Source organism: Luteibacter sp. RCC_6_2, assembly GCF_041360655.1.
Lineage (GTDB): Bacteria > Pseudomonadota > Gammaproteobacteria > Xanthomonadales > Rhodanobacteraceae > Luteibacter.
The window spans coordinates 1-12,231 of record NZ_JBFUPQ010000004.1 but is presented as its reverse complement, the minus strand read 5'-3'; the positions used below and the strand labels follow the sequence as shown (position 1 = coordinate 12,231).

The following is a 12,231-nucleotide window of genomic DNA, read 5'->3' as shown; positions in this document are numbered from 1 at the left end:
ATAACGCCGCGCATCGGATTCAGGCACCCTGCGCCGCCGCCTCGCTACGCCCGGAGAAATCGAAGCCCAGTTCGGCCGCGACCTGCTCCACCCCGGCGCACAGCGCGTCCAGGGCCGGCGTGCGCGTGGCGATGCGCGGGCGCAGGTCGAGCGTGCAGGCGAGTCCCATCTGCAGCAGGTCCGCATGCGCCAGGTGCAGCGTGTCGGCCTGGGCCTGGGTGAACAGTCCCGCCTCGCGCAACACGTCGATCAAGGTGCTGCTGGCGTGCGTGTCGAGCACCGACGGATGCGTGGCCGCGTGCCCGAGGACCATGCCCTGCAGGATGAACTCGATATCGATGAGCGCGCCCACGCCCTGCTTCAGGTCGACATGGACGATGTCGGAGCGGTCGCGCTCGCCGCGCCAGCGTGCACGCATGGCGCCCACGTCGGCACGAACGCGCGCGGCGTCGCGGGGTGCCCCGAGGATCTCGCGCCGGATGCCCGCGAGGGCGGCGCCAAGCCGCGTATCGCCGGCGACCGGGCGGGCGCGCAACAGCGCCTGGTGTTCCCAGGTCCATGCACGGTCGCGCTGGTATGCCTCGAACGCATCGACACTGGCGACCAGTAGCCCCTTCGATCCATCCGGCCGCAGGCGGGTATCCACGTCGTACAACCTGCCTGCATGCGTCTGCACGCTCAACCAGTGCATCACGCGCTGCGCCAGGCGCTGGTACCACCGCGTGCCATCGACCGGCCGGGGGCCGTCGCTCATCGCATTGGCGCGCTTGCCGTCGTAGACGAAGACCAGGTCCAGGTCCGAGGCGAAACCCAGTTCCTCGCCGCCGAGGCTGCCATAACCGAGCACGGCGAACCCGCTGCCCTCGCCCGGCAGGCGGCCGTGCTGGGCGGTAAGTTCGCGCGTCGCCAGCGCGAGGATGGCCGCGACCACCGCCTCCGCCAGCCCGGCGAGCCGCCGCGCCGTCGCTGTGGCGTCCGACCGGCCATCGTTGAAGGCCAGGCCCAGGCGAAAGGCGATGCTCGAACGGAACTCGTTGATGCGTTCCAGTTCGTGTTCCGCGTCGCGTTCGTCCAACGCACCGAGGGTGCGTGCGATCTCGGCCGAGATATCCGCCCGTTTCAGCGGCAACTGGTCGATGCGCGGATCGAGCACGTCGTCGAGCAGCAGGGGTTGCGCTATGACTCGCTCCGCGAGGAACGCACTGTCCGCGAACACGCTGGCGACACGCCGCCGCGCATTGGGTTGTTCGTCGAGCAGGGCGAGATAGGACGAACGACGCGCGACGGCCTGGACCAGGCGCAACAAACGCAAGAGGCTGGCCACGGGCGCCACGCTGCCACGGGCTGCACCGATCAAGTGGGGCATCAGGCGTTCGATGCGTTCGGACGAACGCGCCGACATCGAGCGGACCGCCGCCGTGCGCGGCAATTTCATCAGTTCACCGGCGGCTTCCTCGCCAGGGATGAAACCCGACGCCTCCATCAGGGAGGCATCGAGTGTCTCCGCCCGCGCCGCCTGCCAGAGCGCGACATCGGCGATGGGGGCCGTCGCCGTACCGCCAGCCTCGGGAACGAGCACGGCGGCGAACTCGGCGGACACCGCATCGCGATGCCGGACCAGGTCGAGCGCCAGGTCGTCCCAATGGGCGTAGCCCAAGCCAAGGGCCAGACGTTCGCGCGACAGCGCATCGTCGGGAATGTCGTGGGTTTGCGCGTCGCGCAGCATCTGCACGCGGTTCTCAAGGCGGCGCAAGAACACGTAGGCCGAGCGCAACAGCTTCGCTCGTGCCGAGGGGATGTAACCGCGCGCCTCGCAAGCCCGTAGCGCAGGCAACAGGCCACGCACGCGCAAGGCCGGGTCGCGACCGCCACGGATCATCTGGGTCAGCTGCACCACGAACTCGATTTCACGAATGCCGCCGGGTCCGAGCTTCAGGTTGCCGGCGAGATCCTTGCGCGCGACCTCCGCGTCGATCAACGCCTTCATCTCGCGCAGGCCCGCGAACGCCGTGTAGTCGAGGTAGCGCCGATAAACGAACGGCCGGAGCATGTCCTGCAGTTCGCGTCCGGCGACGCGGTCGCCAGCCACCGGCCGCGCCTTGATCCAGGCATAGCGTTCCCAATCGCGACCTTCCCGCTGGTAGTACTGTTCCATCGCCGCGAAGGGCAGCGACAGCCGCCCCGCGTTGCCGAACGGGCGCAGGCGCAGGTCCACGCGGGCGCAGATGCCATCCAGCGTGGGCTCGGCCAGCAGGCGCACGAGTTGGCGCGTCTCGCGAATGAAGTACTCGCCGTTGTCGAGCGGCCGCGCGCCATCGGTTTCCCCGCCCGAGGCATACGCCAGCACCAGGTCGATGTCGGAGGAAAAATTCAGTTCATTGCCGCCGAGCTTGCCGAAGCCGAGTACCACCGTGCGCTGCGCGACGCCGTTCGTATCGCGCGGCTGTCCGTAACGCGCATGCATGGCGCTTTCAGACCAGCGCAAGGCGACCTCGAGCAAGGTTTCATAAAGCGCGCTCGTCGAGGAAAGCGTCTCGTCCAGGTCGTCCAACCCGTTCACGTCACGGAACACGAGGCGGACCGCTTCCGCGTGCCGGAAGCGGCGCAGCACCGACATGCAACGATCCTCGTCCGCCGGCAGTTCCAGCGTCGCGCCACGCGTTCCCGCGTCGGCATTGGCACGAAGTCGTTCCAGACCGGCTGGCGCGAGCAAATCGGGCTGGCGACGCAAGATATCGAAGGCGAAGTCCGAGGCGAGCAAGGTCCGCCGGATGCGTTCGGCCACGCCGGCATCGTCGTACAGCGGGATGCGCGCGGCACGGCATGCCGCCATCACGTCGGCATAACGGGTATCGATCAATGCGCGTAGTTCGGGGCTTTCGCGCGGAGCCGTCGTCGATGCATTCATGAGGTGGTCATTGTGCCTTAGCGGCGGCATGGCGCGCTTCCCGGCACCGGATTGCGATTCGTCTCATGACATGTCACGGATCGCAAGAAATACGTGCGTCCTCGCCTGACAACCGGTTCATGTCCGCTGCGTTACAGTCCCTACCCCCTTGCTACAGGGGCGTGACAAGAGGGCGTTATGACTTTCGATTCAAAGCGTTGGCGTGACGTTATGGCCCGGGTGGCGTTGCCACTCTGCCTCGCCGTGGCGTTCGTCCTCTACACCGGCTTCCTCGACGGCAACCCGGGCGTATCCAGCGCCGAGTGGGCCGCCCGGCCCTGGCACCTGTTCGCCAACGCCTTCCCCGGCCTGCTGCTCGCCTCGCTGTTGCTGGTGCTGACGCGCCGGGCATGGCTGTCGTTCGGCCTCGCCTTCATGGCGCAGGGCGCCGTGCTGGTGGTCAGCGCCATCAAGATGAAGAACCTGGGCGCGCCCCTGCTACCTGCCGACTTCCGCATGGTCGGCCAGCTGAAGAACGGCGGCCTCCACCTGCTCGGCGGTTACCTGCCCGCCAACCCCTTGCCGTACCTGGCCATCCTGGGAACGATCGCGCTGATCGTCGTGATCGCCCGCTACGAGCCGCCTCTTTTTGCGCGGCGCACGAAGGGACGCCGCCTCGTCGCGGGCCTGGCGCTGGTCGCGCTGATGGGAACCCTGTTCGCGGGCGTCCCCGCGTGGTCGACCATCTACGACAAGGACCGCCTTGGGCTGCAACCCTGGTCCGCCGCGGCGAACGCCGGCTACAACGGCGTGGTGACGACGATCGTGCAGTTCCGCCTCCAGGATGCAGGCAAGAAGACCAAGGCTGATCCGGCCGAAGCCGGGCGCTTCCTGGCGGACACCGGGCCCGCCCTGCGCGAGCACATGGCGGTGGCGGCGGCCAACGGACGGCAGACGCCCGACATCGTCGTCGTGCAGAGCGAATCGTTCTTCGACCCGAGCGCGATTCGCGGCCTCGAGAACGAGGACTTCGCACCGAACCTGCACCGTCTCGCGGAGCATGCGAGCACGGGTCGCCTGCATGTGCCGACGTTCGGCGGCGGCACGATCCGCACCGAATTCGAAGTGCTCACGGGTCTGTCATTGCGCTATTTCCCGACGATGCAATTCCCTTACCTGCAGATGCATTCGGGCGTCGTTCCGGGCATGGTGCGAACGTTGCGTTCGCATGGATACGAAACCATCGCCGTGCATGGTAACGACGCCTCGTTCTGGAACCGGACCACGGCCTTCAGGTCGTTGGGCTTCGACCGGTTTGTTTCACAGCCGGATTTCCCCAAGGACTTCCGCAAGGATGGCGAGTACATGGCCGATAGCGCCATGACCGACGAGATCATGAATCAGCTGAAGGACTCCGGCCCGCCGCGCTTCGTCTTCGCGATAAGCATGGAAGCGCACGGACCGTACGACAAGAGCGTGAACATCGACACGCATGAGCGCGACGCCATTCCCGTGCCGGACGGCATCAGTGACGACGCGAAGCTGCAACTGCGCAACTACATCTATCACATGCGCCATGCCGACGCCGAGCTCGGCCGCCTCGCCGAACTCCTGAAGCAGCGCGAGCGGCCGACGCTGCTCCTGTTCTATGGCGATCACCTGCCCGCGCTCACCGAGGCGTACGACAAGCTCGGTTTCGCCGACGGTACCGGCATGTTCAACCAGACGGTGCCGTACATCCTCATCGACGCACACGGCGATGGTCCCGCGCCGGAGAAAGCCGATCTCGCGGCGTGGATGCTGCCCGGCAAGCTGTTGGAGCAGGCGGGCGTGCACGACGATCCCTACTTCGCCCTCACCCAGGTCGTCGCTCCGCGCCTCGCCGCGCTCACGCACGCACCGGACGCACCCACGCCGGCCGAGGATGCCCTGCAGAAATATACGGATGTATCCATGGGCAACGTGGCGATGCTGCGGATGAAGCAGAAGCTTGAACCGCTGGTTGCGCAATACGCCCTGCCCGATGCGGCGGCGCTGGCGCGCCAGCCAGGTACGGCGGACGAAAACGCGGCGGCGGGCGCACATCAGTAGCGCCTCATCCACCGCAATTTCTTGCGACATACGCATCGACGGCAAGCCGCGATGGATTGGTACACACATCACAAACCTGGCGATCCCACGCCCATAGCCTGATCATCCGCGCCCTTCATGCGCGGCGGAACAGGGGGCGACACCGGCGCTTACGCCGCTGCCACATGGACGACATCCTTCCCAATGCAGGAGTCGTATACATGAAGAGGTTCGCTTTGATCGGCGCGATGTTTTTCATCGCCATGGCGGCATCCGCCGCGCAAGATCCGCAGGCCGTGCCAACCCGGGAACTCACGCGCGTCGCCGCCATGCCCCCCTCCGCGAAACCCGCGGGCGTCCCCGACGATTACGTGGTCACCCCCAATGGCTATTTCTCTCCCGATTGCGTGGCCACCGTGCACGAAGGTGATCGCCTGCAAAAGAACGGCTTGATACAGCGAGCCTCCGGCGCACTGGAGAAACCGGCGACCTGCGGCAAGGCGAACTACACCTTGCGCGGCGACCGCATCGAAGCCGACGGCCGCCGCACCTTGCGCTCCGCCGCCACGCCACCGCCCGAGCAGAGCGGCTGGGTGCAAGCCGCGAACTACGCCAGCAACACACCCATCGGCCGCATCGTCGCGACATGGACGGTGCCATCCGCACCCGTGACGAAGGACGATCAGGTCATCTATTTCTTCCCCGGCCTCGAGCAGCTGCCGAACGTGCAATCGATCCTCCAGCCCGTGCTCGGATGGAACGGCTACAACGACAAGGCATGGACACTGGCGAGCTGGAACTGCTGTGTCGACGGCACCACGTTCCACAGCGACCCGATTCCGGCGAAGGCGGGCGATGTCGTCGTCGGCGACACCTACTCCACCTGCGCGGCGGGACAGGACTGCCCCACGTGGAAGATCGATTCGCGCAACACGACCACGGGCCGCACGAGTTCGCTCACGACCGATCCCTATGACGACCTCACCTGGGTCTTCGGCGGCGTGCTCGAGGTGTACAACGTCTCCACGTGCGGCGAATACCCTGGCGGCCCGATCGTCTTCCACAACATCCAGGTGTACAACCGCGACAACGTACGCGTGGCCTCTCCGCCCTGGGGCGGCAGCGACACCTCCGGCATCAACCCGCAATGCAACTACGGCCTCAGCACGACGGCGACATCGGCGACCATCTCGTACTGAGGCGGAGGGTGGGTGGGAAAAAAGAAAAGCCCCGCTTTCGCGGGGCTTTTTTATAACGAGCCAGAGAAGCGCGGACTTAGAAGTCCATGCCGCCCATGCCACCCATGCCGCCGGGGGCACCGTGGCCGTGGCCGTCGTCCTTCTTCGGCAGCTCGGTCACGGCCGCTTCGGTCGTGATGATCGAGCCGGCCACCGAGGCGGCGAACTGCAGCGCCGAACGGGTGACCTTGGTCGGGTCCAGGATGCCGAACGCGATCATGTCGCCGAACTCGCCGGTGGCGGCGTTGTAACCGAAGTTACCCTGGCCGTCCTTCACCTGGTTGACGATGACCGAAGCCTCTTCGCCAGCGTTGGTGACGATGGCGCGCAGCGGGGCTTCCAGCGTGCGACGGGTGATCGCGATGCCGAGGTCCTGGTCCGGGTTCTTGCCCTTCAGGCCTTCGAGGGCCTTCAGCGCACGGATCAGGGCGACACCGCCGCCCGGGACCACGCCTTCCTCGACGGCCGCACGCGTGGCGTGCAGGGCGTCTTCGACGCGGGCCTTCTTTTCCTTCATCTCGACTTCCGTCGCGGCGCCGACCTTGATGACGGCGACACCGCCGGCAAGCTTGGCGACGCGCTCCTGCAGCTTCTCGCGGTCGTAGTCCGAAGAGGTCTCTTCGATCTGCGCCTTGATCTGGCCGATGCGCGACTGGATGCGCTCGGCTTCGCCGGCACCGTCGATGATCGTGGTGTTTTCCTTGGTGATCACGACGCGCTTGGCACGGCCGAGGTCGTTGATCGTGGCCTTGTCGAGCTGCAGGCCCACTTCCTCGGAGATGACCACGCCGTTGGTGAGGATGGCGATGTCTTCCAGGATGGCCTTGCGGCGATCGCCGAAGCCCGGCGCCTTGACGGCGGCGACCTTGACGATGCCACGGATCGTGTTGACGACGAGGGTGGCCAGGGCTTCGCCCTCGACTTCCTCGGCGACGATCAGCAGCGGCTTGGCGGCCTTGGCGACGGCCTCGAGCACCGGCAGGAGCTCACGGACGTTCGAGATCTTCTTGTCGTGGATGAGGATGAACGGGTCGTCCAGTTCAACCTGCTGCGACTGCTGGTTGTTGATGAAGTACGGCGAGAGATAGCCGCGGTCGAACTGCATGCCCTCGACGACGTCGAGCTCGTTCTCGAGGCCCGAGCCTTCCTCGACCGTGATCACGCCTTCCTTGCCGACCTTGCCCATCGCGGTGGCGATGATGTCGCCGATGTTCGAATCGGAGTTGGCCGAGATCGTGCCGACCTGGGCGATCGCCTTGTCGTCGGCGGTCGGGTTGGAAAGCTTCTTCAGCTCACCGACGGCGGCCGTGACGGCCTGGTCGATGCCGCGCTTGAGGTCCATCGGGTTGATGCCGGCGGCAACGGCCTTGAGGCCTTCCTGGATGAACGCCTGGGCGAGGACGGTGGCCGTCGTGGTGCCGTCGCCGGCCACGTCGGAGGTCTTCGAGGCGGCTTCCTTGACGATCTGGGCGCCGATGTTCTCGTACTTGTCGGCGAGTTCGATTTCCTTCGCGACCGAGACGCCATCCTTGGTGACGGTCGGCGCGCCGAAGCTCTTCTCGAGCACGACGTTGCGGCCCTTCGGGCCGAGGGTGACCTTGACGGCGTTGGCGAGCGTGTTGACGCCCTTCAGCATGCGTGCGCGGACGTCTTCGCCGAAGCGGACTTCTTTAGATGCCATGAGAGTGAATCCTTGAGATCAGTTGTTTGGGATAGCCGGGAGGAACGGGGCGAGCGGGGGCTCAGCCTTCCAGGACCGCCACGATGTCGTCTTCCTTCAGGAAGACCAGTTCTTCGCCATCGACCTTGATCTCCTGGCCGGCGTACTTGCCGAACAGGACGACGTCGCCTTCCTTCACGCCCATCGGGCGGAGCTGGCCGCTGGCCAGGAGGAGGCCGGTGCCGGCGGCGATGACCTTGCCGCGGGTGGGCTTCTCGGTGGCGCTATCAGGGATGACGATGCCACCGGCGGAAACACGCTCTTCCTCGAGACGCTTGACGATGACGCGATCGTGCAGCGGGCGCAGTTTGCTCATGACTTCTCCAACCATGTGATTGACGGATAACGAAATTGGTCCACCCTGTTAGCACTTGCCAAGGGTGAGTGCCAGAATTTTAGCCAAAGCTCGACGCGAATCGGAAGAGCCTCGGGGTGATCGACAGATGGCGCCTGTGCGAAACCGTTCAAGGCCCCGGGTACAAAAAAGACCACAATCGACCCATGTCCGAACCCATCGCCATCCTCGTCGCCTGTCCCGCCGGCGAACCCGCCGCCTCCCTCGCCCATGGCCTCGTGCAGGCCGGCCTGGCCGCCTGCGTGAACCACCTGCCGGGGATGCGGTCCACCTACCGCTGGAAAGGCGAGGTGGTCACCGACGCCGAGGACCTCCTGCTGGTGAAGACCACCCGCGAGGCCTTCTCCGCTGTCGAGGCCTTCGTCGTCGAGCACCATCCCTACGAGGTGCCGGAGGTCGTGGCCCTGCCGTTGGTGGAAGGCCACGCGCCCTACCTCGCCTGGCTGGAAGCCAGCGTCGATGCAAGCTAACAAGGGCATGCCCGGTCATAATGATCGACGCCCCTCGCGGTTCGTCGCCGCACCGATCCCCGGAGTCAACATGACGTCGTTCGCCCGCCTCGCGCGGAACCTGGTCGCCGGCCTCGCCTTGTTCGCCGCCGCCCTGCCGGCGCTCGCCCAGGGCGATGACGACCTGCTGCCGGTCACCCAGGCCTTCCACCTCACTTCCGATGCCAGCCAGCCCGGCATGGTGAAGTTGCACTGGCGGATCGCGCCGGACTATTACCTCTACCGGGGCCGGATCAAGATCAAGGCGGCGGAGCCCGCGGCGGTCACGCTGGGCGAGCCGACGCTTCCCGATGGCCTGAAGAAGCACGACGAATACCTCGGCGACGTGGAGATCTACCACGGTGACGTGGAAGCCAGCGTGCCGTACACGCTCGCCGACGCCGCGACGAAGACGCTCGCCCTCGACGTCCAGTACCAGGGCTGCCACGAGGTGGAGCCGAAGATCTGCTACCCGCCGAACACCGAGCACCTGAAGCTCACGATCGGCGGCGCGTCGACCATTCCCGCGGCCGCGGCGCCCGCCGCCAACGGCGCGGCCTTGCTAGGCGCCCCGGCGGCGACTCCCGGCAGCGAAGCGCAAGCGCTTCCCGCCGACCAGGCGTTCCGTTTCGAGGCGCTGGTCAAGGACCACGGCAGCCTGCTGCTGCGCTGGACCATGCCCAAGGACTATTACCTCTATCGGGACAAGACGCAGATCACGGTGACCTCGCCCGCCGGGGTGAGCGTGGGCGAGCCGGACTGGCCCAGCGGTACCGCGCATCACGACGAGCACTTCGGCGACACCATCGTCTATTTCGACCAGGTGGAACTGCCGGTGCCGCTGAATGGCGCCGCGGGCGCCACGGCGGTGGCGATCGACGTGGCTTACCAGGGCTGCCTCGAGAACGGCATCTGCTATCCGGTGATGACGCGGCATATCAAGGTCGACCTGGGCGCGGGAACGGCATCCGTCGGCGCCCCGTCCGAGGAACAGCCCGCCGCCGCGCCGGCGGATGTCGCCCCGACCCCGCCGCCGCCCGGCCTGGCGCCAGGCGGTGACGCACCCGTCGGATTCATCGCGGCCATCGGCCTCGCCTTGCTCGGCGGCCTGGTACTGAACCTGATGCCGTGCGTGTTGCCGGTGTTGTCGCTGAAAGCCATCACCGTGCTCGAAAGCGGGGAAAGCCCGGGCGCCGCACGCAAGCACGCGCTCTGGTACACGGCCGGCGTGCTGGCCGCCTTCGCCATCCTGGGCCTGGTCATCGTCGGCATCCGAGCGGCGGGCCACGGCGTCCAGTGGGGCGCGCAGTTCCAGCAACCGCTGGCGATCGGCCTGCTCGTCTACGTGATGCTGGCCGTGGGCCTGTCGATGTCGGGCGTGTTCGAGATCGGGGGTTCGCTCGGCAACGTGGGCAGCGGTCTCGCCGCACGATCGGGCCCCTCCGGCGACTTCTTCACCGGCGTGCTCGCCGTGGTCGTGGCCAGCCCCTGCACCGCGCCCTTCATGGGCTCCGCGATCGCCTTCGCCTTCGCCGCGCCCCTTGGCGTGGCCTTCCTCATCTTCCTGGCGCTCGGCCTCGGCCTTGCCCTGCCCTTCCTTCTGATCGGATTCGTACCCGCGATCGCGCGGCTGTTGCCGCGCCCGGGCCGGTGGATGGAGACCCTGAAGCAGTTGCTGGCGTTTCCGATGTACCTCACGGCCGTCTGGCTGCTATGGGTGTTGACCAAGCAGCGCGGTGCCGACGCGACCGCCCTCGTGCTCGCCGGCGGGGTACTGCTGGCCATGGCCCTGTGGTGGTACGGACGCAGCCGTGGCTCGCGCTTGTCCTGGGTATTCACGAGCGTACTGATGATCGGTGCCGCTGCGGCGCTTTGGACCGTGCACGGCCTGCCGGCGCAGGGTGCGACCCTGCGCGTTGCCGCCGACGGTTCCGTCCCGTATTCACCGGAGAAGCTGGCCGAGTTGCGCGGCGCGGGGACGCCGGTCCTGGTCGACATGACGGCCGACTGGTGCATCACCTGCAAGGCGAACGAGAAGGCCGTGCTCGATACCGACGCCTTCAAGGCGCTGCTCGCCCGCACCGGCACCGTCTACATGAAGGGCGACTGGACCGACGTGAATGCGACCATCGCCGCCTTCCTCGAGCAGTACCACTCGGTGGGCGTGCCGCTCTACGTGGTCTACCCGAAGGGCGGTGGCGATGGCCGCAAGCTGTCCACCGTGCTGACCTACGACAGCGTCGAGAAAGCACTCGAGGCCGCCGCGCATCCATGAGCCGCGGCCCGACCTTCTGGATCGTGGTGCTGGCGATCGCCGCCGCGTCCACGGGGCTGTACCTGGAGCATCGCCGCCTGAATCCGCCACCGCCGCAAGGCGTCACGGTGTCGGATGTCGGCGAGCTTCCGCCACCGGCCACCTTCCTCACCGTGGAAGGCAAGCCGCGCCAGCTTTCCGACTGGCGTGGCAAGCGCCTGCTCATCAACTTCTGGGCCACCTGGTGTGCTCCCTGCCGCCGGGAGATGCCGTTGTTGAGCGAGAACGCGGGACGCTACAAGGCGCGCAACGTCGCCATCCTCGGCGTAGCCGAGGACACGGCAGGCGCCGTGCGCGCCTATCTCGCGGCCCAGCCGGTGGAGTATCCGGTGGTGCTTGCCGACAGCGACGCCCCGGGCGGCTCGCTGTCTTTCGGCAACACCCGCCGGGTGCTGCCCTATAGCGTACTCATCGGCGAGGACGGGCGTATCCTGCGGCGCAAGCTCGGCACGTTCAGCCAGGCGGAACTCGACGCCTGGCTCGCGCCCTGAACCACGGAAACCTTCGCATGGACTCCAAGCTCCCACCCGACCAGGCGATCGAGGCCACCCGCCTCTGGCTCGAACGCGCGGTCATCGGCCTCAACCTGTGCCCCTTCGCCAAGGCGGTGCACAAGAAGGGACAGGTCCGTTACGTCGTCAGCGAAGCCACGCAGCCGCTGCAACTGCACGCGGACCTGGTCCGTGAGCTGGAATTTCTGCGTGACGCCGACCCCGAGGCAGTGGACACCACGCTTTTGATCCACCCCCACGTGCTCGACGATTTCCTCGACTACAACGAATTCCTGGAGGTCGCCGACGAGACGGTGGCCGACCTCGGCCTGGAGGGGGATATCCAGGTGGCGAGTTTCCATCCCGCCTTCCAGTTCGAAGGCACCGCGCCCGACGACATCACCAACTACACCAACCGGTCGCCCTATCCGACCCTGCACCTGCTGCGCGAGGCGAGCATCGACCGCGCGGTGGCGGCGTTCCCGGAGGCCTCGAAGATCTTCGAGGCGAACATGGAGACACTGGATCGGCTGGGGATCGAGGGCTGGCGGAAGCTGTTCGCCGAGCCGTGATCGTGGCGCCGCCCAACTCGTGGGAGCAACTGTCTTTTTCCTTTGGCTCCTCAAGGCGCAGTGGATCGCCAGCCGACCTGATCACGGACCATGGCG

9 protein-coding genes are annotated in these 12,231 nt (G+C 66.8%); 6 read left to right on the top strand and 3 right to left on the bottom strand.

What is annotated here, in order from left to right; genetic code table 11:
- Positions 1 to 19: 19 nt before the first annotated feature.
- A complete protein-coding gene (gene glnE / locus AB6730_RS05000; RefSeq protein ID WP_371022562.1) occupies positions 20 to 2,908 on the bottom strand; it encodes a bifunctional [glutamate--ammonia ligase]-adenylyl-L-tyrosine phosphorylase/[glutamate--ammonia-ligase] adenylyltransferase in 2,889 nt (962 codons plus the stop codon).
- Positions 2,909 to 3,085: 177 nt separating this feature from the next.
- Here glnE and AB6730_RS04995 point away from each other — a divergent pair, with 177 nt between their 5' ends.
- Both AB6730_RS04995 and AB6730_RS04990 read left to right on the top strand, forming a co-directional pair.
- A complete protein-coding gene (locus AB6730_RS04995; RefSeq protein ID WP_371022561.1) occupies positions 3,086 to 4,978 on the top strand; it encodes an LTA synthase family protein in 1,893 nt (630 codons plus the stop codon).
- A gap of 200 nt (positions 4,979 to 5,178) precedes the next feature.
- Positions 5,179 to 6,156 (top strand): hypothetical protein, encoded by a 978-nt coding sequence (locus tag AB6730_RS04990; protein ID WP_371022560.1) that lies wholly within the window; start codon positions 5,179 to 5,181, stop codon positions 6,154 to 6,156.
- Between the two features lie 76 nt (positions 6,157 to 6,232).
- Here AB6730_RS04990 and groL read toward each other — a convergent pair whose 3' ends face one another.
- Both groL and groES read right to left on the bottom strand, forming a co-directional pair.
- A complete protein-coding gene (gene groL, locus AB6730_RS04985) occupies positions 6,233 to 7,876 on the bottom strand; it encodes a chaperonin GroEL (protein ID WP_306851021.1) in 1,644 nt (547 codons plus the stop codon).
- A 61-nt stretch (positions 7,877 to 7,937) separates the two neighbouring features.
- Positions 7,938 to 8,231 (bottom strand): co-chaperone GroES, encoded by a 294-nt coding sequence (gene groES / locus AB6730_RS04980; protein WP_036110126.1) that lies wholly within the window; start codon positions 8,229 to 8,231, stop codon positions 7,938 to 7,940.
- Between the two features lie 185 nt (positions 8,232 to 8,416).
- Between groES and cutA the strand changes: the two genes are divergently transcribed.
- From cutA to AB6730_RS04960, 4 genes are all read left to right on the top strand, one after another.
- The gene (gene cutA, locus AB6730_RS04975; RefSeq protein ID WP_371022559.1) at positions 8,417 to 8,740 is read left to right on the top strand and encodes a divalent-cation tolerance protein CutA; all 324 of its coding nucleotides are present in this window, start codon (positions 8,417 to 8,419) and stop codon (positions 8,738 to 8,740) included.
- Positions 8,741 to 8,810: 70 nt separating this feature from the next.
- A complete protein-coding gene (locus AB6730_RS04970; RefSeq protein WP_371022558.1) occupies positions 8,811 to 11,033 on the top strand; it encodes a protein-disulfide reductase DsbD family protein in 2,223 nt (740 codons plus the stop codon).
- Entirely contained in the window at positions 11,030 to 11,563 is a 534-nt protein-coding gene (locus AB6730_RS04965; protein ID WP_371022557.1) for a TlpA family protein disulfide reductase, read from the top strand. The genes AB6730_RS04970 and AB6730_RS04965 overlap by 4 nt, the downstream gene beginning before the upstream one ends.
- 17 nt (positions 11,564 to 11,580) lie before the next feature.
- Positions 11,581 to 12,135 carry a DUF1415 domain-containing protein gene (locus tag AB6730_RS04960; RefSeq protein WP_371022556.1) on the top strand — a complete coding sequence of 185 codons (555 nt, stop codon included), beginning with the start codon at positions 11,581 to 11,583 and terminating at the stop codon, positions 12,133 to 12,135.
- Positions 12,136 to 12,231: the final 96 nt, after the last annotated feature.